This window comes from Streptomyces sp. NPDC002619, assembly GCF_042889305.1.
Classification (GTDB): Bacteria; Actinomycetota; Actinomycetes; order Streptomycetales; family Streptomycetaceae; genus Streptomyces.
Genome location: NZ_JBIAQV010000009.1, coordinates 102668 through 127298, shown reverse-complemented (window position 1 = coordinate 127298; position 24631 = coordinate 102668). Strand labels below are relative to the sequence as shown.

Here is a 24631-nt window from a genome sequence, read left to right as displayed (position 1 = left end):
GGTTCATTCCCCCAGGTTGAGAGTGAGTTTGGCGGCGGCGAACGCCTCGGCGTAGCGCGCGTGGCATTCGATGCCGCGGATCCGTGCAAGGCCGAGGAAGGCCTCCCGGTCGTACCAGGGCCGGTGCCGCTGCGAGGGGTAGTGCTCCTGCAGCAGCCGCACCTTCCGTTCGGCGATCTCCGGCGACAGCGGCTGGTACGCCGTCGGGCGACCGAGATCGCCGTCCCACTTGACGATCTCGTAGCGGAGCACGAGGTGGTCGCGGAATGCGGTGGTCACCAGCTTCGCCAGGCTGCGGTGATCCTGGTGCGCGTCATCGGTACGCGGGGCGAGGACCAGATCCGGCTCGGTCCGCTCGCGCAGCTCCTCGACCGCGGCCTTGGCCTCGTCCCAGTGTGCGGGCATCCGGCCGTCCGGCAGCTTGAGCACGGTCAGCCGCAGGTCGGCGCCCGGGCAGAAGGCGGCGAGCGCGGCCTGCTCCTCCTGTTCCCGCTCGCTGCCGCCGCCGGAGAGCACCAGTGCGTCGACGCGGACACCCGGCCGCGCGAGGCACAGCGTCAGCAGCGTGCCGCCGGCGCCGATGGCGATGTCGTCGCAGTGCGCACCTGCCGCGACGACCCGGTCCAGGGGCCCGGCCCCGAGCCGGATCACGCCCTCGCTCCGGCGGTGTCCCGTTCCCACACGGCCCACGGGCGGTCGCCCCGGGCGTAGGCGTCGTCGAGCGCGGCCCGCTCCTTCACGGTGTCGGTCGGCTTCCAGAAGCCGCGGTGCTGATGCGCCACCAGCCGTCCGCACTTGGCCAGTTGGGCACATCCGTCGGCGACCAGGTCCCCGTTCTCCGGTATGTGGTCGAAGACCTCCTGGCGGAGCACGAAGTAGCCGCCGTTCTCCCACAGCGGCAGTTCGCTCACCGCGGTGATGCCCCCCACCAGGCCGTCCTCGCCCAACTCCACGCAGTGGAACGACGACTGCGGCGGCACCACCATCATCGACGCCCCGGCGTCGCGCCGGGCGAACCGGTCGATCATCTCCGGCAGCGGGGCATCGGTGAGCACGTCGGCGTAGTTGGCGAGGAACATCTCGTCGCCGTCCAGGTGGTGCCGCACCCGGCGCAGCCGCTCCCCGATCGGTGACTCGATGCCGGTCTGCGCGAACGTGATCGTCCAGTCGGCGATGTCGGTGGACAGCAGCTCGGTCCGCCCGCCCCGCAGCACGAAGTCGTTGGACGTCGTCTCCTCGTAGTTGAGGAAGAAGTTCTTGATGTGGTGCGCCCCGTACCCGAGGCACAGGATGAACTCCGTGTGCCCGAAGTGCGCGTAGTAGCGCATGACGTGCCAGATCAGCGGACGCGGGCCGACCATCGCCATCGGCTTGGGCACGTCGTCGGAGGCTCCGCTGCGCATCCGCATCCCGTAACCGCCGCAGAACAGGACGACCTTCATGACTTGACCTCGACAATGCTCAGTTCCGGGATGGGAAAGACAAGGCGGCCGCCCCAGTCGTGCACGAAGGACAGCTGCTCGACCAGCTCGGCCCGCAGGTTCCACGGGAGGACGAGGACGTAGTCGGGTTTGTCGGCGGCTATCTGCTCGGGCGGCAGGATCGGGATGCGGGTGCCCGGGGTGAACCTGCCGTGCTTGTAGGGGTTGCGGTCGACCGTGTACGGGAGCAGGTCGGGCCGGATCCCGCAGTGGTTGAGCAGGGTGTTGCCCTTGCCCGGGGCGCCGTAGCCGACGACCGTCTCGCCGCGCTCGGCCGCCTCGATGAGGAACCGCAGGAGGTCCCGGCGCACCTTGGCCACCCGTGCGGAGAACTCGGTGTACCCGGACAGCTCCTGCAGTCCGGCGGCCTTCTCCCGGGCCAGCACGTCGGTCACCCGCCGGGTCGGCTCGCCGGCCACCTCGGTCGGCCGGGCCCACAGCCGGATGGAGCCGCCGTGCGTGGGCAGCAACTCGACGTCCACGAGCGCAAGTCCGCCGCTCGCAAGGGCTCGGATCGCGGACGCGACCGTGTAGTACTGGAAGTGCTCGTGGTAGATCGTGTCGTACTGGTTCTCCTCGATCAGGGTCAGCAGGTGCTGCACCTCGATGGAGACCCAGCCGTCGTCGGCGACCAGGGCGCGCAGCCCCTGGGTGAACCCGACCACGTCGGGGATGTGCGCGTACACGTTGTTGGCCACGACCAGGTCCGCCGGGCCGTGCTCGGCGCGGACGGCGGCGCCGGTGGCCGGATCCAGGAACTCCGTGAGCGTGGGCACACCCGCATCCCGCGCCGCGGCGCCGACGTTCACCGAAGGCTCGATGCCCAGGCAGCGGATCCCCCGGTCCACCATGTGCCTGAGCAGGTACCCGTCGTTGCTCGCGACTTCGACCACGAAGGCGTCGCTGCCGAGACCAAGCCGCGCCGCGGTATCGGCGACGAACGTGCGCGCGTGCTCCACCCAGGAGGTCGAGTATGAGGAGAAGTACGCGTACTGCGTGAAGGTCTCCTCCGGCGTGATCAGCGGCGGGATCTGCGCCAGCCAGCAGTCGGTGCAGACCCGCAGGTGCAGCGGGTACGCGGGCTCCGGCTCGTCCAGTTGGTCCGCGGCGAGAAAACTCTCGCACGGCGGGGTCGCCCCCAGATCGACGACGCTCGCCAGCGTCGCCGAGCCGCAGAGTCGGCATCGTGTCATCTACTGTCCCCAACCCCCCTGCTCGCGCGGGAGTCCCCGTCGCGAGCCAGTGCTGACCGCCCCGCGATCGCGGTGCGGTACTCCTCCACCAGGCGCTCAAGGCCGACGGCTGGGCTGAACCCCTGCTCGTAACGGCGCCGGGCCGCCTGGCCCATCTCCCGGTTGCGGGCCGGTTCGGCCGCGATCCGGCGTATGCAGGACGCGAGCGAGGCCGCCTCGCCCGGCCGGTGCAGCAGCCCGGTCACCCCGTCCTCGACGAGTTCGGCGAAGGCGCCGTGACCGGCGGCGACGGCCGGGACCCCCGCCGCCATCGCCTCCACGACCACCAGGCCGAACGCCTCCAGCCACGTCGAGGGAGCCACCACGGCGACCGACCGCGCGAGGGCCTCCCGGCACTGGGCCGGGTCGTACAGGCCGACGTGGCGCACGTCGTCCCGGCCCGCCGCCCAGGCGGTCACCTCTCGCTCCAGTGGCCCCGCGCCGGCGATCACGAGCGGCACGCCCACACCGCCGCTCGCCGCGATCTCGTCCCACGCGGCCATGAGCAGCCGCACGCCCTTGGCCTCCGCGAGCCGGCCGAGGTAGAGCAGATGCTCACCGTCGCCCGCTCGGCAAGTGCCCGGGTCCGGCACGAAGTTGTGCTTCACCGCCAGCCGCTCGGCCGGCATCCCTGCCCGCACCAGTACGTCGCGCTGCGCCGCGGAGATGCAGAAGAACCGCTCCACGCCGGACCACCAGCGCCGCCGGTTGACCGACAGGCTGACCGCGAGCGGCACCGTCGCAAGGCGGGAGTTCCGGTAGCAGCCGTGCCGGACTGCGGGCAGTGGTGCAGCGCCGACGCACTCGGTGCACGGTCGGCCGTCCCGTTGCAGCGTGCCGGGCGGGCAGACCTGGGTGTAGTTGTGCAGTGTGGCGACGGCGGGTACGCCGGCCTCGGTGCAGGCGGCAAGCACCGCGGGCGACAGGAGCGGGAAGACGTTGTGGACGTGCACCACGTCCGGCCGCTCGGTGCGCAGCCGGGCGGCGAGTTCCGCGCGGACCGCCGGGTTCCACGGCACGAGCAGCGGCACCGCGACCTTGCCGAGCAGGGACCGGGCGGCGATGGTGTCGCTGCGCCGCTCGAACACCTCGACCCGGTGGCCGGCCGCGCGCAGCAGCTCCACCTCCTGGTCGACGACCTTGTTCTCCCCGCTCGGCTGCGCCGAGGCGTAGTGGTTGTGCACCACGAGGACGTGCATGGTCAGGTCACCTCCGATCTACGGGTCCGGCGTGGGATGCGTCCTTGAGGGACTGCGGGCGTCGGGAGCAAAGTGGCCTCGGCAGGTGCCGCCAGCAGGGAGGCGGCCACGGCCAGATGCAGCAGATACGGCGAGGCGTCGCCGAGGCCGGCCTCGGTGTACGACGCGATCGCGCAGTAGCTGATCAGGAAGATCGCGCAGGCCCTCTGCAGCGACGGTGGCCGCAGCAACGCGACGCCGGCAAGGACGATGATGATCGCCGCCACGATGGCGCCGCCGATCAGACCCTGCTCCTGGTAAACGGCCAGCCAGCTGTTGTCGATCGGCAGCCCGCCGAACGACTTGTCGCCCAGGCCCATGCCGAACAGCTGCTCCGAGGTCGTCCGGGGCGCTGCCAGCAGGGCGTCCCAGACCTTGGCCCGACCGGTGAGGTTGGAGAAGTTCTCCTGGCTCTGCCCGCGCAGGAACCACGCCTGCAGCGCGGAGCTGAACCCCACCACGGCCACCGTGGCGCACAGCACCGTCCAGGTGAAGAACCGGCGGGCGGCGGCGCTGGTCAGGATGAGCGAGCCGATCGCCAACGCAAGCCCGATGAGCAGGCCGAGCGTGGCCGTCCGGGTATGGGTCAGCGCGAGCAGGACGAGTGACGGCACGATGACCACCGCCGCGCTGGCCCTGTCGGTCCGGCGCCCCAGTACGAGCAGCACGGTGAGCCCGATGATCACCGCGGCGTACTGTCCGATCTGCGGCGGGGTGAGCGGCCACAACGCGCCGACAAGGCGCCCGCCGTAGAGGTCGGGCAGGGCGGCGCCCGGTGAGACGACCAGGCCGGCAGCCACCGACCCGAGCACCGCGAAGTACATCCGGATGTGGTGCCGGACGAATGTCAGGCCGCCGTCCCACCAGCGGCTGAGCAGCCACAGCGTGCCGATGAAGAGAGCCAGCCGGGCACAGCGGAACAGCGCGCCGAATCCGGACTCCTGGTCCACGCTGGAGATCACGCTCGGCACCAGCAGCAGGGTGAGCAGGAACAGGAAGGCGCCGGCTCGGATGCGCAGCCGGAGATTGACCGCGAGCGCCAGCGCGAACGCGGCGACCAGCGCGCCCATGGTGACCATCTGGATGAGGGAGCGGGGCAGCGGGATGATGGTCTTCGCCCCGGCGGACCCGAGCGTGTTGAGGACCAGCAGGCCCCAGACGATCCCGACGATCTTCGGTGTGCCGACAGGGCGCGGTTCGGCGCCGGGCTGCGTGCCCATCTCAACCACCGGCCCGTGGGTCGAGGGTGCTGCCCGCGTCCTGCTGGTACGGCGTGCCCTGCCACTGCCCGAAGTCGAGCACCCGGCTCATGTCCTGGGCCACGAAATTCCATGGTCCGATGTAGACGTTGTCGTGCCAGCGGTTGTGCTGCTTGGTGGTGATCGCGTCAGCCACCCGCTCGCCCTTGTACGGCGACCAGTCCGGATAGGTGCCGTAGTTGGCAAGGACCGCCATTCGGTCGCACTTCACCGTGCACTTGACGACGGACTTGTCCAGCACGAAGCGGTTGTCGTGGATGTCCACCCGCTGGGTCTTCCACCGGCAGTCCGCGTAGAGCGGTGCGGTGGCGATCGCCGGCTTCGCGCAGCGGTCGGTGTCCCCCACCAGCAAAGTGCAGTCACCGGACGAGGTGTTGGCCGGGCTGTTGCAGAACCGGTCGGCGTTTTCCCACAGGGTGATCCCGGACCAGTTGTTCTCCAGCACGTTCCGGTAGATCTCGATCTTGTCGGTGCGGGCTCGGATCCGTGGTTCGCCGCCGGACTCGGACAGGTAGATGGTCGCGTACGGGAAGGTGTCGCCGCGGTCGGCTTCCCGACGGCCCTCGACCCAGTTGTTCCGCCGGATCGTGTTGTTCCGGATGACCGCGTTGTAGCTGGTCTCGTAGATCAGCGCGGCACCGTCGTTGGCCTCGAGCACGTTGTTCTCGATGCGGAAGTCGTTGTTGTTGGTGTCCGCCCACAACCCGGGCCCGCGGTTGTCGTGCACCCAGTTGCCGCGCACGTCGGCGCCGTTGACGGCCCAGAACTTGATGCCTCCGGTGCAGCCGCAGCCCTTGCGCCGCCGCTCCCAGTCGCCGGTGTTGTTGCCCACGATCTCGTTGCCCTCGACCACCAGGCCGCTGATCCGGCCGCCGGCCTTGTACGCGTTCATGCCGTACTGGCCGTTGTCGCGCAGGCAGCTGGCGCGGACCTGCTGGCGGGCACCGGCCATCAGCCCGGCGCCGGAGTTGTCCTGGATCGTCGCGTGCTCGATCACCCACCCGTCGGCCGAGTCGTGGTTGACCACGCCCTCGTCCGGCGGCGCCACGAAATCCTGCACGGTCAGGTAGCGGATGGTGACCTCGCGGGCGGTGCCGCCGAACGCGTACTGGTTCTTCTTCCGGCCGTCGAGCACCGCGCCCGGCGCACCGAGGTAGCGGTCCCCCTGCTTGGGAATGACCTGGGCGTAGCGGTCCGCGTCGAGCCTGTGCTTGCCCGGTCGAAGCCAGAACGTGGTGTTCGGCGGGCTGCTCTTGGTCTTCGCTGCCAGGTCACCGACCTTCGCGGGGTCGACCGTCACCGCGCCCGCCGGTGCCTTCGCCGGCCCGGCCGCGGGCTTGGCGCACACCCGGGCCACGGATCGGTCCGCGGACGTGGCGGGCGCGGCCTTCGACTCCGCCTTGGCTTCCGGCGTACTCTCACAGCCGGTCGCCGTCAGCAGGGCCAGCGCCAGCGGTGCCGCCGCCAACGCCCAGTGCCGCCTCTTCATCCCCACGCGCCCCCCTAGCCGCGGAACCTGAGGGCGGTGGTGAAGTCCTCCGCGCCGTCGGCGAAGCCGGTGCCGACCAGCGTGGTGGTGGGTTCCTTGCGCCCGAAGCCCGCGGAGTACCAGCCCAGCGGCGGGTCGGTCTCGCCGCGATGCGCCCGCCAGGACAGTTGCCCGGGCAGGTCGAACAGGGCGGAGCGGTCCTCGCCGTCGCGGGTCCAGGTGAGCACTGCCCGGTTCCCCACCAGGTCCGCGGCGATCGCCGGGCCGAGGTGGAACGCCAGGCGCACGGCCCGGCGCGGGCCGCGCACCTCGTCGACCACCCGCAGCTCCTGGCTCGCGGCGGTCAGCTCCACCCGGCGGCGGTGCACGGAGCTCTGGTAACCGTCGTGCTCGGCACACCAGCGGGCCACACCCTCGCCGGATGCGTCCGCGACCAGGACACGACTGCGGGCATGCCGCGTCCACAGGAACGGGCCGCCGGAGACGGACTGGTCGCTGCCGTCCAGTTGCAGGGTGTTGTGGCCGAGGGTCGACCGGAAGTACTGCCGCCACTCGGGCTGCCCGTGATAGCAGAACGTCCCCGGGTCGGCGAGCACGTCGACCCCGTCGTGCCGGACCTCCACGGACAGCGCGTCCGCGTGGGCATGCGCGGCGATGGACAGGAAGCCGTGCGGACCACCGTCGCAGCGGCACCAGATCTCCCCAGGACCACGCAGGATGGTCATGCCCGCGTCCGCGAAGTGGGCCGGTCGGCTTGCCGGGCGGGTCACAGCCGGTGCGGTTTCATTTTTCGAGTACGGCCGGATGAGCGCGGCAAGGAGCGGGGTGCGCACATCGGTGCCGGTCATCCCCGGCCACCAGGCGAGCCGGCCGAACACGGCGTCCCCGGTGGCCAGCAGCGAGGCCCAGCGGTCGGTGCCCGCGCCGTCCACGACCAGACCGTGCCCGTCGTCCGCGTCGCCCTGGCGCGGCGGCCGCAGTCGGCTGTCCACGACGGCCGCGAGCGCGTCGGTCATCCGCAGCAGCACCAGCCGGATCGACGCGGGGACCGGCACGTCGGCGGCATCCGCCTCGGCCACTGCGGCCAGGCCGAGCTCCAGCACGAGTCCGTGGTACTCGGTGGCCAGCTCGCGGTTGAGGCCGGAGTCGAAGGTGTTGCTTCGCAGGTGCCGCTCCAGCGACCGCAGCGCGCCGGCTCGCCAACGCGCCGAGGAGGGGAACCACCCGAACGCGCAGGCTGCGGCGAACTGCCCGGCGGCCTCGGCGATGACGTGGTTGTTCGCCGAAGACCCCCGGCTGGGGAAGGCGGCCAGCCAGCGCTGGTGGTGCCAGATCTGGTTCAGCGCCACCGGGTTGCCCTCGAACAGCCCGGCCGCGCCCGGCCAGCCGTCGAGCAGCCGGCGGATCCACACCCAGGACAGCAGCCGGATGCCCAGCTCGATGCCGCTGATCCAGTGGACTGCGCGCAGCGGCGGGTTGGCCTCCCACCACGACCGCAGGTGCTCGGCCACGCGCTCGGCGTACCGGTCGTCCCCGGTGATCGCGTAGGCGGCGGCGAGCACGGTCAGGTACTGGTGCCGGGACAGCTCCCAGATCTGCTTGATGTCCCCGACCGCGTCCTCGTCGCGGTACGGCACGTCGAAGGCGTAGCCCGACGGAGCGCGGCGCCCGGTCTTCGGGTCGTACCACCAGTCCGGGGCGGCGAGGTCGTCGCGGACCGCCCCGAAGTACTCGGCGTGCCCGTCCATCAGCCGGTCCGCCTCGGCGAGGAGGCGTTTGGCGGCGTCCGGCGGCACGGCGGCGATCGTTCCGGCGGGGAGTACCGCGGTGAACCGGGCGCCGGGCACGGCCGGGCTGTCCGGCAGCGCCGATCGCCAACGCCGCCTGCGCACCGCGTCGCCCACCCGGCCGCCGACCTCCCGCGGTCCCATCCGGGACAGCCGCCGCAGGTACCAGCCCGCGCTCATGGTCATCGCGCCCTCGCCAACGTCACCGGCGCGCCGCCGACCAGGCCGGCCTGCACGGCGAGGGTGGCCGACGTGGTGGCGACCAGCGACTCCAGCGGCACCGGCATCGGCCCGCCGGTCCGCACGGCCTTGATGAACGCGGCCAGCTCGGCGGACTGGCCCTTGTCCCGGGCCTTGGGCAGCCGCGAGCTGACCCACCGCTTGCGGCTGTACACCGAGGCACGGACGAAGTCGTCGAGCCGCAGCACCTTGCCGTCCGCGACGAGGTCCAGCGTCTCCTTGGGGAAGCTGGGCGCGCCGCTGGTGACGTAGCTGATGGTGGCGGTGGACCCGTCCGGGTAGCGCAGCACGACCTGCAGGTCCTCGTTGCCGGACGTGGCGACCGCGTACACCGATACCGGGTCGGCCTCAAGCAGCCAGCTCGCCGTGTCGATGAAGTGTCCGCCCTCGCCGGCGAAGCGTGAGCCCTCGGTGCCCTGTTGGAGGTACCAGCTGCCGTGCTGCAGCCGGCCCGCGTTGACCAGGTAGCGGAGGCTCGCCGGACCGGTCCGGGCGCCGAACCGCTTCCTGGCCTCCTGCAACAGCGGCGCGAAACGACGGTTGAAGCCCACCTGCAGCCGGTCGTTGCCGGACTCCTCCACCGCCGCGAGCACGCCGGCCAGCTCGTCCTCGGTGAGAGCCAGGGGCTTCTCCACGAACACCGTCTTGCCGGCAAGCAGCGCCCTCCGGGTCAGTTCGGCGTGCGAGCTGTGCCGGGTGACCACGAACACCGCGTCGATGGACTTGTCGCCGAGCACGGCGTCGAGGTCGGTGGTCGCCTCGGCGAAGCCGAACTTCCGCTGCGCGTTGGCCGCGGACAGCGCCGTCGTGGTGACGACTGTCGACAACGTGACGCCGTCCCGCTGTACCAGGTGCGGCAGCAGCATCGACGTCGCGTAGTTCCCCGCGCCGACGAACGCAAGGCGCACCGGCGTCTTGGCGGACCGGGCCTGGGTGGACGCATTGCCGCTGCGTCGCACCGCGGGCACGGCCACCGCCGGGGCCTCCGCCTTCCCCGTGTGTTCGGGGTACCGGAACAGCACAGCCACGGCCTTCAGGTCACCGTCCTTCAGGCGCTGGTACGTCTCGACGGCGTCATCGAAGTCGGCGATGTGGGAGACCAGGGGCTCCACGTCGACGCTGCCGCGGGCGAGGAGATCGAGGAAGCACGCCAGGTTGCGGCGCTCGGTCCAGCGCACATAGCCGATCGGGTAGTCCCGCCCCTCGAGCTCGTACTCCGGGTCGTAGCGCCCGGGGCCGTACGAGCGCGAGAACCGGACGTCGAGCTCTTTCTCGTAGTACGCGTTCCACGGCAGGTCCAGGCGGCACTTGCCGATGTCGACGACCCGGCCGCGGTCCCGGCAGAGCCGAGCGGCCAGCTCGACGGGCTGGTTGCTGCCGCCGCCGGCGGCCAGGTACACCTGGTCCACGCCGTGACCGCCGGTGAGTTCGGCGACGGCGGCTTCCACGGCCGCGGACGCGGGATCGCCGCAGGCCGCGGCGCCCAGGCGCTCGGCGAGCTCGCAGCGCACCGAGTCGGGGTCGACCCCGACGACGCGGACTCCCGCGGCGGCCAGGAGCTGCACCACCAGCTGCCCGATCAGCCCGAGGCCGATGACCAGCGCCACGTCGCCGAGTTGCGGCTCGCCGCGGCGGACGCCCTGCATCGCGATCGACCCGACGGTGCCGAAGGCCGCGTGCTGCGGCGCGAGGCCGTCCGGCACCCGGGCGTAGAGGTTCTGCGGTACCCAGTTCAGCTCGGCGTGCAGTGCGTGCTCGTTGCCGGCGCAGGCCACGAGGTCGCCGACCTTCACATCGTCGATCCCGGTGCCGACCTGCTCGACCACCCCGCACAGCGAGTAGCCAAGGGGTGTGTAGGAGTCCAGCTTGCCCATCACCTTGCGGTAGGTGGCGGGCACTCCGTTGGTGGCCACGCTCTGCATGACCTTGGCCACCTGGTCCGGCCGGGAGCGGGCCTTGCCCAGCATCGACATGCCGGCCTCGGACACCTTCATGAGCTCGGTCCCGGTGGATATCAGCGAGTAGGCGGTGCGGACCAGCACACCGCCCGGCTTGCATCCCGGCACCGGCACGTCGAGCACCGCCAGCTCGCCGCTCTTGTAGTTCTGCACAACCTGTTTCACCCGAAGTCCCCTTGTTTCTACGCCGTCTTCTACGCCGCCGAGCGAGCTCTCTGGCCGGACCCGGAGGTCGCGTCGCGGTACCAGTACTCGAGGGTCAGCACATGCCACAGATGCTTGGAGAAGTCCCGCTGTCCGGCGGCGTCCTCGGCGACCATGCGCGCCAGCGCGTCGCGGCGCAGCAGCCCGGAGTTGACGAGCACGCCGTCGTGCACCACCTCGCGCACCAGCGGTGCCAGATCCCGGCTCATCCAGGCGCGCAGCGGGGCGCTGAACAGACCCTTGGGCCGGTAGACGATCTCCCGGGGCAGGATCGAGGTGGCCGCCTCCTTGAGGACGGCCTTGCCCTGCCGTCCGACGATCTTGCGCTCGCCGGGCACGGCGAACGCCGCCTTGACCACCTCGACGTCCACGTACGGCACGCGCACCTCGGTCGACGCGGCCATGCTCGACCGGTCGGTGTACGTAAGGTTCAGGCCCGGCAGGAACATCCGGGCGTCGCCCAGGCACATGCGGTTGACGAAGTCGTCGAGGTCGTTGTCCTCGTAGATGTCCGCGTGCTCGGTCAGCACGTCCTCGACCGTCCCGGCCAGGTCCGGATCGACGAGGGCGAGCAGCTCGTCCTGGTCGTACATGGTGTAGCTGCGCCGGAACGCGGTCTCCTCCGGCAGGTCGGCGAAGGAGAGGAACCGCTTCGCGAAGCGCACCGACCGGTACCCCCGGCGGGCCGTGGCGACCGGCAGCCGGTCCACGGCCCTGGACACCCCGCGCCGCAGCGGCCGCGGGACGCGCTGGTAGCGCAGCGCGATCAGGTTGGCCAGGTGCTTGCGGTAACCGGCGAACAGCTCGTCGGCACCCATCCCCGAGAGCATCACCTTGACCCCGGCCTCCCGGGCGGCCGAGCAGATCAGGAACGTGTTGATCGCGGCGGGGTCGCCGATCGGCTCGTCCAGGTGGTAGGTCATCTGCGGCAGCAGGTCGAGCACATTCGGAGCGATCTCGATCTCATGCAGGTCGACGCCGAACCGCTCGGCCACCCGTCGGGCATAGCGCAGGTCGTCCGGCATCGCCTCGAACTTGGCGTCCTCGGGGCGGAACCCGATCGTGTAAGCGGAGATCCCGGGCTGGTGGCGGGCCGCCAGAGCGGTCAGGTAGCTGGAGTCGAGACCGCCGGAGAGGAAGGTCGCCACGGGTACGTCGGAGAGCAGGTGGCGTCGAGTCGACTCCTCGACTATGGCAGCCAGGTCCGGCTGTTCGCCGCTCCGGGCCCGCTCCCGGCCCTCGGCGGCGACGTCCTTCAGGTGCCAGTACCGGCCGCGCTCCACCCGGCCGTCGGGCCGGCACCTGAGCCAGCTCCCCGGCGGCAGCTTCTCCGCTTCGCGGAACGCACACCGCGAGTCCGGCACCCAGTAGTACAGCAGTGAGGCCACCAGCGCCGCATGGTCCACCTCCAGCGAGCCACCGGTGGCGGCGGCGAGCGCCTTGAGCTCGGAGGCGAACAAAAGGCCCGCACCGCGCCGGAGCAGGAACAGCGGCTTGATGCCGAGCTGGTCGCGGGCGAGCACCAGTTCACCGGTTCGCTCGTCGAAGACCGCGAACGCGAACATGCCGCGCAGCCGGGGCAGGCAGTCCGTGCCCCAGCGCCGCCAGGCCTCAAGCAGCACCTCGGTGTCGGAGGTACCGCGGAAGCGCACCCCGGCGGCTGCCAGCTCGGCACGCAACTCGGGCGCGTTGTACAGCTCGCCGTTGTACGTGAGGGCGAGGCCGTCCGAGACCATCGGCTGGGCGCCGGTCTCGGACAGGTCGATGATGGCGAGCCGACGGTGCCCGAGGTGCACCTCGCCGTCACCGACGCGGTGGCTGTACCGGCCCGCCCCGTCCGGACCGCGGTGGGCGAGGGTATCGGTGAGCCGGTCGGTCACGACCTTCCCGTCCGGCCATCGGTACGTGCCTGCGATGCCACACATGTCTTACCGCGCCTCCTGGTCGATGTCCGGGACTCGTGCCCATGACGGCCGCTCCGTCCGCGGCCGGCCCGTCACGTTCTCCCGGGCCAGCCGCTCGTTGTGGCCGCGCAGCGCGGTGTGCAGCCCGTCCCACAGGGTGCCGTCGGTCCGGTCCCGCGGATCGGGGTCGATCAGCACCACACCGATCACCGGAATGAGCAGGTCCGCGAGCTGCCGCGCCACGGTGTGCAGCCATGCGGCGCTGCCGTGCCCGGCACGCACGACGAGCACGGTCTGGGTACCGAGGTCCTGGAGGCCGGTCCACGCCGTGCCGGGCGCCACCGAGCCGACACCGACTCGGCGCTCCTGATGCGACACGGCCGCGGCACTCTCGCCGCTGACCACGGTCGGGTCTCCTGGCTTCGTGCGGCGGCCTGCGAGCTGCAGGCCGGGCAGACCATCGATGACGACCACTGGCCCCTCCTCCGCCAGTGCCCGGGCGAGGTCCAGGGCGATCACGCTCGCGGTGCGCGCACAGCCCAGTTCCAGCAGCGACACCGGTTCCGCGGAGCCGCGCACGGTGCGGGCGAGGGTCGCGGTCAGCCGTTCGCGGGTCGCCCGGGTCCGTCGGCGCTGCCACAGCCTGCCCGACCGGCGGGGCAGCTCCGCGATGACCGAGGCGCCCAGGTTCGCCGCGATGTCCCGGCGCAGCACGGGGCGGTCCGCCACCACCGTGCGGACCGCGGCCACCGCGAGCCCGAGGACGAGCCCGAGGACGAGTCCGATCGCGGCATTGGTGACAGCGGCCCTGGGCATTGAGTGCTGCACCGCGCGCGGGGCGTCCACGATCTGCGTGCCGGCGATGACCTTGGGCGTGCCGGTGCGCGCCTCCTCGGCGCGCTGGTCGAAATCGGCGATCCGCGAGTCGAGCTCCGCCCGGCGGGCGAAGAGCGACTCGATGCTCGCCGACGCCTTCGGGTCGCTCTCCGGCGATCTGTCCCCGATCGCCTTGTTGACCTGGGCGAGTTCGTCCCGCATTCGGTCACGCTGGTCGCCCAGGGCCTTGGCCTCGGCCTTCGCGGCTTCCTGCATCCGCCTCACGTGGTCCGCGACGAACGCATCCGCCAACGCCTTGGCTCGGGCCACCGCTTCCGCGTCGCTGTCACCTGTCACATCGATCTGCAGCAGGTTGTTGGTCAAGCCGGTCCCCCGGTAGTCCCGCATGAAGTCCTCAGGCTTTTCCGGGGACTTGAGGGACTGCAGGGCCTTGTCGGCGATCCGCGTGGTCCCCAGCAGCGCGACGTCGGTGCGCATCAGCGTTCCGGTGTCGTTCGGCTGGTCGTCCTCATGCGCGACCAGCACCTTGGTCACCGCGGCCGGCGGGGGCGGCAGCAGGACCGCCACCGCCGCGCCGACCAGCATCCCCAGGAGCGCCAGGGAGCACCAGAGGCGGCGGCGTCTGCGCACCGCCACCACCAGCGCCTGCAGGTCGAAGAGCGGAGTGGCTGCCGACGACTCCGAAGTCGTGCTCGTCGTCACACTGAACCTCCCGTCACGTGACCGCGAACCGCGAGCGCCACAGCGGCGTTGTCCGGAGGATGGCCGACAGACCGCGTCGGACGGGCCCGGACCGTGCCGGCGACGACGATGCCGACAACCTCGTGCCTGCCGTCCGCACACGCCTCGGCGATGCCGGCGAGCTCCTCAGCGGTCCAGCTGCCCGCGCTGAGCACGACCAGGGCACCGGATTCGGTTTCGCGGTCCGGCACGATCGGCCGGTCGACCGAAACCTCCACCACCCGCAGCAGCGGATCGCTCTTGGCCTCGGCGACGAGCTGCCCGGCGGCCTGGCGGGCGATCTCGTCGCCGTCCGGTACGACAACCAGCAGCCGCCGGGGGGCCGGCAGCTGGTCCCGGAGGCGAGCGCACACCCGCCGGTAGCGGATCCGCCTGCCGGCCTCGTCGCCGGACCTCTGCGGGGTCGGTATGTCCCACCGGGTGTCGACGCCGAGGAGTCGGCGGATCCGGGCTCGCGGGCCACGGCCTTCTGGCCGGTGCGCGCGCCGTTCACCAGGCACGTCGACGGTGCCGAGGAGCGCCGAGCCCAGCGCCGCGGCGATCTCCGGTTCGGTGCGCAGTCGGCGATTGACCCGTGCGGCGGCGAGATGGCCGATGACCGCGAGCAGGAAGAACAGCAGCGCCCCTGCGACGATGAGCTGCATCCTCGTCGGCGGCGCCTCGCTGGTCGGCCGGGCCGCCGGCTCCATGACGACCATGCCGGCCTTGACGGTCGCCGGGTCGGCCTGGTCCAGCTTGGTCATGGCCTCCTCCAGCGAGGTGCGCAGCTTCTCGAGCGCGGTGCGGGCCTGCACGCTCTCCACGGTCTGCCCCGGATCGGCCGCATTGGCCAGGTCGGTGATGCGGCGGTTGGTCTCCACCACCTGCTGCCGCAGCGCCTCGGTCCCCGTAGCCGCGCCGGGGTCGGTGCTGCCGCCTGCGATCCGTGCGGCGAAGCTGACGAGTTGCTGGGCCACCTGGTCGGAGAGCTGCTGCGCGCGCTCCGGGGTGTCGGCCGTTCCCGAGATCTTGATGAGGTTCCCGTCGGCGGCCTTGGCACTCACTCGATCCCGCAGTTCGCCGCCGCTGACGCCCTTCCAGCCGAGCTTGGCGGCCGCGCGGTCGACCACCGACGAACTGGTCGCGATGTCCACCTGAGTCAGCAGCTCGCGCTCTTCCCACTGCCCCGGCAGCAGTACCGATGCCGACGCCGTGTATCGCGGCGGAAACAGCACCGAGGTGCCGTAGCCGACGAGCGCGCCCACCACGGTGAGGACGGCGAGGAGCCGCCAGCGCCGACTGAGAATCCGCCCGATCGTGACCAGGCGTATCGTGTCCTCGCTCAAGGGTGCTGCCTCTTCCCTGTACGGACCGCCTTGCCCGCCGACACCGGAGTGTGGTCACGGCACGCGGCGGCGTAGGCGGCGAGCAGCGACGCTTGCGAGTTCCGCCAGGAAAGCTGCCCGCTGACCCGCTCCTGGCCGATCTTGCCCATCCGGGCCCGCTGCTCCGGATCGTCAAGGAGCAGCGCGATGAGCTTGGCGAATTCGGCCTCGTCGTTGGCGGGCGCGTAGACGGCGGCGTCACCGGCGGAGACTCGCGCCTCTCGGAGGTCGAACGAGACGATCGGCCGGCCCATCGCCATGTACTCCAGGACCTTGTTCATGGTCGACACATCGTTGAGCGGATTGCGCGGGTCGGGGGAAAGGCACACGTCCGCAGTGGACAGGTAGCGGATCAGGTCGGCGTCCGGAATGCGCCCGGTGAACTGCACCTGCTCACCGAGCCCGAGCCGCCGGGACAGCTCCACCATCGCGTCGAAGGCGTCGCCGGCGCCGACGAACACCGCGTGCCAGTCGGTCCGCCCGAGCTCGTCGCGCATCTTCGCAAGGGCCCGCAAGGCGTAGTCGACGCCGTCCTGAGGGCCCATGACGCCGAGGTAGCACAGCAGATGAGGCTTGCCGCGCTTCAGCTCCGGCTCGGGCGGGACCGGTTGGAACCGGTCGATCTGGGGCGCGCTGCGCACCACGAAAACGTCCGATGGCCGCCGACCGCCGCGGCGCAGCGCGACGTCCCGGTAGCTCTCGTTCGTGGCGAGCACGACGTCCGCGGCCCGGTAAGTCTGCCGTTCCAGCGCGCACACGGCGCGGTAGAGCAGATCCTCGCCGCGGTCGAACCGGGAGAGGTACAGCTCGGGTACCAGGTCGTGCTGGTCGAAGACGAACCGCGCGCCGCGCCGCTTCAGCCACAGTGCCGGCAGGAACAGCAGGTCGGGCGGGTTGCAGGCGTGGACCACGTCGACCGGGCCGACCTTGCGGGCCAGCCGGACCGTATGCCACAACGCCGATCCGTACTCCCGCAGGTAGCCGGCCGGCCCTCCGGTGGCCGCGCGCAACGGGTAGCGGTGGATCCGCACCCCGTCGATCACCGTCTCCGGCTCCCTGTCCCGCTTCACCCCCCGGGGACAGATGACGTGCACCTCCCAGCCCGCGTCGCGCAGCGTCGTGCACTCCTGCCACACCCGCCGGTCGAACGGCACCGACAGGTTCTCCACCAGAATCAGCGCGCGCCGGTCCGGCCGGTCACCACTGGTCGCTTCACCAAGCAAGGCCCACGTACCCCGGTTCGGCCCGGCGCGCCTCGGCGTCGGGAAGGCGGATGAGGTCGACGATCACCGGTCCGCCGCCATGGGGCAGCGCCGAAAGGACGGCCGGATCCCTGGTCCCGACCAGGCACACCTCGGCGTGCTCGAGCACCTCGTCGACGGAGTCCGCGAGCAGCTGCGCGAGGTGCGGCAGCCGGGTCTCGATGTACTCGCGGTTCGCGCCGATCAGCCGGGAGAGGCTCACGTTGGCGTCGTAGATCTTCAGGTCGTAACCCTTGCCGAAGAGCCTCTCCGCCAGCTCGACGAGCGGGCTCTCTCGGAGGTCGTCGGTGCCGGGTTTGAAGGACAGCCCGAACAGGCCCACCCGGCGCTTGCCGGTCCGCTCGACCAGCTCCACCGCGCGCTGCAGATGGTCGGAGTTGGAGGGCAGCACGTGGGCGAGGATGGGCACCGAGACGTCGGCCCGCTGCGCCGCGTGGACCAGGCTGCGCAGGTCCTTGGGCAGGCAGGAGCCACCGAAGGCGAAGCCGGGCCGCAGATAGGCGGGACTGATGTTCAGCTTGCGGTCGGCAAGGAACACGTCCATCACCTGGTGCGAGTCCACCCCGAGCGCCTGGTACACCGCGCCCAGCTCGTTCGCGAAGCCGATCTTGAGGCCGTGGAACGCGTTGTCCGCATATTTGATTGCCTCGGCCGTCGGGACCGGCACCCGGAACACCTCGCCGGGCAATCCGTCGTACAGCGCCGCTACCGCGTCGCCGCTTGCCGGGTCGAGCTCGCCGATGACGGTCTTGGGCGGGTCGAAGAAGTCCCGCACGCTCGTGCCCTCGCGCAGGAACTCCGGGTTGACCGCGACCCCGATGTCCACCCCGGCCGTGCCGCCGACGTACTTCTCCAGGATCGGTACCAGCAGGTTCAGGCAGGTGCCCGGGAGCATGGTGCTGCGGAACACGACGGTGTGCCGCCCGCCCCGTTCGGCCAGCGCGGCGCCGATCTGCTCGGTGACCCGCTCCAAGTACGTGGTGCACAGGCTGCCGTTGGGCTCCGACGGTGTGCCCACGCAGACCAGCGACACCTCACTGTCCATGATCGCCTCGCGGACATCGCCGGTGGCGCGTAGTGCTCCGGCCCGCACGACCTCGGCGATGAGCTCGCCGATCCGCTCCTCGACCACCGGGGCCTTGCCGTCGTTGACCAGGTCGACCTTCGCCTGGTTCACGTCCACCCCGATGACCTCGTGGCCAAGGCTCGCCAGGCACGCGGCCGACACGCAGCCCACGTAGCCAAGCCCGAAAACGCTGACTCTCATGACCCGTTCCTCCCCCCAGGCAGGCCCTTTTGGCCTGCGGTCCGTGCGCCGACCGGACGGCGCCCCCCGCGCATCAGTAGGCCCCCTGCCCGTAGAGCACCGCACGCAGCGTCTTCCACAAGATCACTGCATCGAGGGCGAGCGACCAGTCCTCCACGTACCGCAGGTCAAGGCGGACGGCCTCCTCCCACGGCAGGTCGCTGCGCCCGCTGATCTGCCACAGGCCGGTGAGCCCGGGCTTGACGAGCAGCCGCCGCCGGATGTCCGGGCCGTACGCAGCGGACTCCTCCGGTAACGGAGGCCGCGGACCGACGAGCGACATCGATCCGGTGAGCACGTTGAACAGCTGTGGAAGCTCGTCGATCGAGTACCGGCGCAGCACTGCTCCCACCCGGGTCACCCGCGGATCCCGGCGGAGCTTGAACAGCAGGCCGGCACCCTCGTTGAGGTCGGCCAGCTCGGCACGTGCCCTGTCAGCCCCGGCGACCATGGTGCGGAACTTGAGAATGGTGAACTCGCGGCCGTCCTTGCCGACCCTGCGCTGGCGGTAGAACGCCCCACCCCGGCTGTCCACCAGCACGAGCAGCCCGACGAACACCATCAGCGGCGCGAACAGCATCAGCAGGATCGCCGCGCCCATCCGATCGACGACATCTTTGACCGCCCGGCGACCCCCGGTGAAGGTCGGCATGCTGACCCGCAGCAGCGGGATCCCGAGCACCGCATCGACATGCAGCCGCGGGCCGGCCACCTCCATCAGCACGGGGGCCACGATCATCTCGGCATCGCTGCCTTCGAGGTTCCAGGCCAGCCGCTGCAGCCGGTTCGGTGACCAGTGCGGGTCCGGTGTGACCGCGACGACACGGTAGCCGTCGCGGCGGACGTGGCTCGCGACGTCCGCCAGTCGGCCGACGACCGGCACTCCGTCCAGTTGGTCACCGTCGAGCCCGAGACCGTCCGTCGTGCACACCGCATCCACCCGCCAGCCGAGGTGCGGGAACTTGCGGGTGCGGGTGATCAGGTCGCGCACGGTGGCCGGGCTCCCGGCAGCGAGCACCGGTATCAGGCAGCGTCCTTCCTTCCGCCGTTTGTGCAGCGAGAGGCGGAGCAGATACCGCTGGGTCATGGTGGTGAGCGCGATCGCGGGGATCGCGACGAAGATCCAGAGCTTGATGTTGCGCGAGGTGAGGGCGATCCCGCCGAGCGCCAGTACGACGGTCGCCGCGAACAGTGAACGTCCGAGCCGGCGGAATTCCTCGGCGCCCTGGCCGAGCACGGCCGGAGCCCACGACCGGCTCACCGCAAGCGCTCCCAGCACCAGCAGCTCGGTGCCGAATGCGAGAATTCCCCACTTCTCGTGCCAGTTGGCCGCGTCCCGGGCCCCGAAGAAGTTGCCGATCGCCGCCACCACCAAGGCGGTGGCCACGGTATCGCTGATGATCACGGTACGGCGGTACCGCTGCTCCCAGTCGTTCGCCGGCTGGCTGATTGCCCCGTTCGCCAGACGCTCGCGCGCCGACGGAAACGGGCCGACTAGTCCCCCTTGCCGCACAGAACCCCCCCGGTCCCCAGTGGTACGACGTGGTCGCCCAACACTGTTCCTCCCCCCGGGAGGCCCCCGCCCCCCGCACAGTTCCTCCCGTCGGGAGGCCCCCGCCCCCCCGCGCCGCGCTGTTCATCCCCCCGGGAGGCCCCCGCCCCCCGCGCCGCGCTGTTCCTCCCCCCGGGAGGCCCTCGCCCCCGCGCATGACATCCCGGCTATTTCAGCGCTACTTGAACAACCCACCCTGGCGGCAGCAGACTTGCATGTCCTGCCAGACTCTCGAGGTGCGCGGGAACCCGTCGAAACCTCGGGTGCTCCCCGCACCCAAGGCCCCCTCTCGGGCTCCAAGAATTGATCACCCCCACGTCTGGCGGCGGAGACGCAGCTGCTGGCTGTCCGCAGCGTCTGGCCAATAGATCATGATTTGTCGCCTCGTGTCCCCGCATGTGAAGCACGGTCAATCTAGACCATCGGGGCCCGCCTGAAGAGAGGGATGTGTGTAATTTGTGCTCAAGATTTGAAGCCGGATCCAGGGATCGGTGACCGTCCGCGGGTGCCTTGATGACGGACGTGCCTTGTGACCTGTGATGACGGGAATTCTCCGGGCTGCCGGCACCGGCAACCCCGAGGCCTCCTGGCACTGCCAACTAGGCCGCGCCCAGGGCCTGTCCGGCGGATCTTGTCGGTGAGCACGGGGCGGTGGATGCGGGTGTGGGCGATCGACGGCACATGGGTGCCGCGTCCCCCTTGGCACCGCACACCAAGATCCGGACCAGACGCGGACCAACTCGGTTTCACAGTGGGCGATTCTGCCCATTTCCGCAGGTCGGGAGCGAGTGAGGCCGTGTACCACAAGCAGACGAAGAAACTGCTGGGACGAACCTACGTCACGGAGGTCCCACCAGCCCCAACAGCACAGGGAAGCCGCTGCGGACTGATCGGCGAACCGGTGTGGTGGGCTACGGGATCTGGAGCGCAAAGGCGGTCACCCTCAGAGCTTCGCCCGATCAGCCGCACAGGCAGCAGTTCGACGCTGCGTAGTCAGCACCAAGTCCGCACGGGAGAGGTGAAGACGGGTGATGACGTGGGCTCTTAGTCAGCACCGAACCAGCACGGGGGCCAGCACCGTGCCGTCAAATCACCCCGGAACGCGCATCCTTGTCACCGCCTGTTCCGCCGCCCGTGAAACCCCTGGTTCGGGTTTCACGGGGTAGACGTGGAGGCCACGCTTACACTCCGGCCCCGAACTATGTTGTCCCACCACATGTGCGCCTGACCTGCAGATTCCTACGGTGTTCCGACACATACCCGTCCCCACCGCACACGAGGAAGTGGCGCACATGGCCTCCGCAGCAACCGCTCCACCGACGCCGAACAACCTCAGGCGCATCGTCGCCGCCAGCCTCATCGGCACCACCATCGAGTGGTACGACTTCTTTCTGTACGGTTCGGCCGCCGCGCTCGTCTTCAACAAGCTGTTCTTCCCGGACTCCGATCCGCTCGTCGGCACGCTGCTGTCGTTCCTGACGTATGCCGTCGGTTTCGCGGCCCGGCCGCTGGGCGCGCTGGTGTTCGGGCACTACGGGGACCGGATCGGCCGCAAGAAGCTGCTGGTGCTGAGCCTGCTGCTGATGGGCGGGGCGACCTTCGCGATCGGTCTGCTGCCCACGCACGCGACCGTCGGAGCTGCGGCGCCCGTGCTGCTGACCGCCCTGCGCCTCGTCCAGGGATTCGCCCTGGGTGGCGAGTGGGGCGGGGCCGTCCTGCTGGTGTCCGAGCACGGGGACGCGCGCCGGCGCGGGTTCTGGGCCTCGTGGCCGCAGACCGGGGCGCCTGCGGGACAGCTCCTGGCGACCGGCGTGCTGTCGTTCCTCACCGCCGTGCTGTCCGATGCCGCGTTCGGCAGCTGGGGCTGGCGGATCCCGTTCCTGCTCTCCGGCGTCCTGGTCGTCGTCGGTTTGTGGATTCGTCTGTCTGTCGATGAATCGCCGGTCTTCCAGGAGGCGTTGGAGCGCGCCGAGGCACGCAAGGCGGCCAGCGCGGACGACGCCGAGAAGCTGCCGCTCGTCTCCGTGCTGCGCAACCACTGGCGCGATGTGCTCGTGGCGATGGGCGCGCGCATGGCGGAGAACATCAGCTACTACGTGATCACCGCATTCATCCTTGTCTACGCCACCGAGGCGGCCGGCGTCTCCAAGCAGACGGCGCTGAACGCCGTGCTCATCGGCTCCGCCGTGCACTTCGCCGTGATCCCGGCCTGGGGCGCGCTCTCGGACCGCATCGGACGTCGCCCGGTCTATCTGTTCGGCGCGGCCGGAATCGGCCTGTGGATGTTCCCGTTCTTCTCGCTCGTCGACACCGCCTCCTTCGGCAACCTGGTGCTGGCCGTGACCGTGGGCCTGGTGCTGCACGGCGCGATGTACGCGCCCCAGGCGGCCTTCTTCTCGGAGATGTTCGCGACCCGGATGCGCTACTCCGGCGCTTCCATCGGCGCCCAGTTCGCGTCCGTCGCGGCCGGTGCCCCCGCACCCCTCATCGCCACCGCGTTGCTCGCCGACTACGACAGCTCGACCCCGATCGCCCTGTACGTGATCGCCGCGGTCGTGGTGACCCTGATCGCCGTGGGAGTGGCCAAGGAGACCCGCCACCGGGACCTCGCCGACGTCACGGCGGACGGCGTCGCCGGTGCGGAGAAGAAGGCCACGGCACAGGCGGCGGACGCCCGGACCGCTTGACCGCTTGACCGCCGCACCCCGAACCGACCTCCGTACGGATTCGTCCGTACGGAGGTCAGTGCCGTATCGGCGCTGCCAACTTGTGCAGGCGCAGAGCGAGTTGGATCTCCAGGGCGCGGGCCGGCCCCTGCCAGTCGTCACCGAGGAGGCGGGCGACGCGCTCCAGCCGCTGGGCGACCGTGTTCACATGGACATGGAGCTCGTCCTTGGTGCGGGCCGGGCTCATACCGCAGGCGAAGTACGCGTCGAGGGTGCGCAGCAGGTCCGTACCGCGCCGCTCGTCGTACGCCACGACCGGGCCGATGGTGCGGTCGACGAACCCGGCGACGTCCCGCTCGCCGGCCAGCAGCAGCCCGAGGAAGCCGAAGTCCTCGGCCGCGGCTCCGTCCCCGCCGCGGCCCAGGAGTCGTAGCGCGTCGAGGCAGCGGCGGCCCTCGGCGTAGGCGGCGGCCAGGGTGTCGGGGTGCGCGAGCAGACCGGAGACGGGAGCGGAGGCCCCCACCGTGACCTGTTCGTGCACGGCCGTGCCGAGTTGGCGTGCGGTGCGGCGGGCCACGTCTGTGGCGGTGTCACCGGGGGCGACGGGCAGCAGCAGTACCGTGCCGCCGTCCCGGGCCGCGGCCAGGCCCTGCCGGGTGGCGGCGACGTGGGACGCGGCGGCCCACAGCCGACGGCGGGCGGCGGCCTCCTGTTCGGCGTCAGCTGCGGGGCCGTCGAGGCGGGCCGCCAACACGGTGTGGGTGGCGTCGAGGTCGGCGTGCAGCCGTGAGGCGCGTTCGCGTAGCAGGCGCGGGTCGCGGTCGCGGGCGTCCAGCAGGTCGTCGAGCAGCTCGCCGCGCACGCGCTGCTCGGCCTCGGCGGCGGAGCGGCGGGCGAGCAGGAGCAGCGAGGTGACCATCGCGGCCCGCTCCAGGGTGCGCTGGTCGACGGGGTCGAGGCCCGGGTGGCCGCGCAGCACCAGCGCCCCGAGGAGTTCGCCGCCCGCGGCGACCGCGGCGATCCAGTCCTCCCCGTGCAGCACCGCGTGGCCCTCGGCCCGGGATGCCTCCAGCGCCTGGGGCGGCGCGGTGTCCGCCTCCGCGAACTCGACCGTGCCGTCCAGGACTTCGGAGACCGCCGCGGCCACGTCGTGGACTCCGCCGCCGCGCAGGACGAGTTCGGCGAGCCGGTCGTGGACGTCCGAGGCGCGCTCGATGACCCCGCTGCGGTCGCGGATGATCTCGTTGGCGCGCTCCAGGCCGGCCAGGGCCGAGCGGGTCTCGGTGAGCAGGTTCGCGGTGTCGATCGCGGCCGCGGCGAGCGCGGCGAAGGAGCCGAGCAGGGCGATCTGCTCCCGCTCGAAGACGCGCGCCCGCCGGTCCGCCGCGAACAGCACGCCGATCACGTGCGGACCCAGCATCAGCGGCACGCCGAGGATGGCGACGAGGCCCTCGTCGCGTACGCCGGAGTCGATGGTGAGCGTGTGCTGGAAGCGGGCGTCCTTGAAGTAGTCGTCGGTGACGTACGGCCGGGCCGTCTGGGCGACGAGTCCGCCGAGCCCCTCCCCCATGCCGAGCCGCAGCTGCTGGAAGCGGGCCGCGACCGAGCCCTCGGTCACGCGCATGTACGTGTCGCCCCGGGCCGGGTCGTTGAGGCTGAGGTAGGCGACGTCCGTGCCGAGCAGGGAGCGGGCGCGCTGCACGATCGCCTGCAGGACGGCGTCCAGGTCCCTGAGGCCGGCCAGGTCGTGCGCGGTCTCGAAGAGCGCGGAGAGCTCCGCCTCACGCCTGCGTCGTCCCTCCAGCTCCGCGCGCACGCGCAGCGCGACCTGCATGGCCTGCTCCAGTGCGGCGATCCGGGCGGCCGGGCGGCCCTCCGCGCGGGCGAGCAGCACCGGTTGTTCGTACGCCTCGGCCGGGGCGCCGCGGGCCAGCAGCGCGAGGAACGGCGCCTCGACGCCGTCGTCCGGCGTGCGGGCAGGGCCGACCGGCACCGCGGCGTCGGTGGCGGTGCGTCCGTCGGACTGCAGGTGATCGCGGGACATGCTCACAGGATTACGCATCGCCGGTCCGTCCGGTCAGGCCTGTGGAAAACTCCGGGGCCCATCGGGT

General features: G+C 71.1%; 16 protein-coding genes. 1 reads left to right on the top strand and 15 read right to left on the bottom strand.

Features of this window, described 5'->3' with window-relative positions:
- Positions 1-3: 3 nt before the first annotated feature.
- The 14 genes from ACFYXB_RS17405 to ACFYXB_RS17340 form a co-directional block, all read right to left on the bottom strand.
- Complete coding sequence (locus ACFYXB_RS17405) at positions 4-651, bottom strand: PIG-L deacetylase family protein (protein WP_389582890.1); 648 nt, start codon at positions 649-651, stop codon at positions 4-6.
- Positions 648-1442, bottom strand: coding sequence for a glucose-1-phosphate cytidylyltransferase (locus tag ACFYXB_RS17400; protein WP_389582887.1), 795 nt, complete (start codon positions 1440-1442; stop codon positions 648-650). The genes ACFYXB_RS17405 and ACFYXB_RS17400 overlap by 4 nt, the downstream gene beginning before the upstream one ends.
- Positions 1439-2674, bottom strand: a complete 1236-nt coding sequence (locus ACFYXB_RS17395) for a class I SAM-dependent methyltransferase (protein WP_389582885.1) — start codon at positions 2672-2674, stop codon at positions 1439-1441. Before ACFYXB_RS17395 ends, ACFYXB_RS17400 begins: the two co-directional genes overlap by 4 nt.
- A complete protein-coding gene (locus ACFYXB_RS17390; protein ID WP_389582882.1) occupies positions 2671-3912 on the bottom strand; it encodes a glycosyltransferase in 1242 nt (413 codons plus the stop codon). Before ACFYXB_RS17390 ends, ACFYXB_RS17395 begins: the two co-directional genes overlap by 4 nt.
- Positions 3913-3914: 2 nt before the next feature.
- Positions 3915-5171 (bottom strand): O-antigen ligase domain-containing protein, encoded by a 1257-nt coding sequence (locus ACFYXB_RS17385; RefSeq protein WP_389582881.1) that lies wholly within the window; start codon positions 5169-5171, stop codon positions 3915-3917.
- A 1-nt stretch (position 5172) separates the two neighbouring features.
- Positions 5173-6705 (bottom strand): right-handed parallel beta-helix repeat-containing protein, encoded by a 1533-nt coding sequence (locus tag ACFYXB_RS17380; RefSeq protein WP_389582879.1) that lies wholly within the window; start codon positions 6703-6705, stop codon positions 5173-5175.
- A gap of 8 nt (positions 6706-6713) precedes the next feature.
- Positions 6714-8672, bottom strand: coding sequence for an alginate lyase family protein (locus tag ACFYXB_RS17375; protein ID WP_389582877.1), 1959 nt, complete (start codon positions 8670-8672; stop codon positions 6714-6716).
- Complete coding sequence (locus ACFYXB_RS17370) at positions 8669-10849, bottom strand: bi-domain-containing oxidoreductase (protein ID WP_389582874.1); 2181 nt, start codon at positions 10847-10849, stop codon at positions 8669-8671. Before ACFYXB_RS17370 ends, ACFYXB_RS17375 begins: the two co-directional genes overlap by 4 nt.
- A gap of 29 nt (positions 10850-10878) precedes the next feature.
- Entirely contained in the window at positions 10879-12813 is a 1935-nt protein-coding gene (asnB, locus tag ACFYXB_RS17365; RefSeq protein WP_389582870.1) for an asparagine synthase (glutamine-hydrolyzing), read from the bottom strand.
- Positions 12814-12816: 3 nt separating this feature from the next.
- The gene (locus tag ACFYXB_RS17360; protein ID WP_389582867.1) at positions 12817-14331 is read right to left on the bottom strand and encodes a Wzz/FepE/Etk N-terminal domain-containing protein; all 1515 of its coding nucleotides are present in this window, start codon (positions 14329-14331) and stop codon (positions 12817-12819) included.
- Positions 14328-15695, bottom strand: coding sequence for a Wzz/FepE/Etk N-terminal domain-containing protein (locus ACFYXB_RS17355; protein ID WP_389582865.1), 1368 nt, complete (start codon positions 15693-15695; stop codon positions 14328-14330). The genes ACFYXB_RS17360 and ACFYXB_RS17355 overlap by 4 nt, the downstream gene beginning before the upstream one ends.
- A complete protein-coding gene (locus ACFYXB_RS17350; protein ID WP_389582863.1) occupies positions 15692-16957 on the bottom strand; it encodes a glycosyltransferase family 4 protein in 1266 nt (421 codons plus the stop codon). Before ACFYXB_RS17350 ends, ACFYXB_RS17355 begins: the two co-directional genes overlap by 4 nt.
- The gene (locus ACFYXB_RS17345) at positions 16947-18263 is read right to left on the bottom strand and encodes a nucleotide sugar dehydrogenase (RefSeq protein ID WP_389582860.1); all 1317 of its coding nucleotides are present in this window, start codon (positions 18261-18263) and stop codon (positions 16947-16949) included. The genes ACFYXB_RS17350 and ACFYXB_RS17345 overlap by 11 nt, the downstream gene beginning before the upstream one ends.
- Before the next feature lie 73 nt (positions 18264-18336).
- Entirely contained in the window at positions 18337-19815 is a 1479-nt protein-coding gene (locus ACFYXB_RS17340) for a sugar transferase (RefSeq protein ID WP_389582857.1), read from the bottom strand.
- A gap of 1331 nt (positions 19816-21146) precedes the next feature.
- On the opposite strand from ACFYXB_RS17340, the gene ACFYXB_RS17335 reads away from it, so the two are divergent.
- On the top strand, positions 21147-22541 hold the full coding sequence (locus ACFYXB_RS17335) for an MFS transporter (protein ID WP_389582854.1): 1395 nt from the start codon (positions 21147-21149) through the stop codon (positions 22539-22541).
- Positions 22542-22596: 55 nt separating this feature from the next.
- Here ACFYXB_RS17335 and ACFYXB_RS17330 read toward each other — a convergent pair whose 3' ends face one another.
- A complete protein-coding gene (locus ACFYXB_RS17330; protein WP_389582852.1) occupies positions 22597-24564 on the bottom strand; it encodes a helix-turn-helix domain-containing protein in 1968 nt (655 codons plus the stop codon).
- Between the last annotated feature and the right edge of the window lie 67 nt (positions 24565-24631).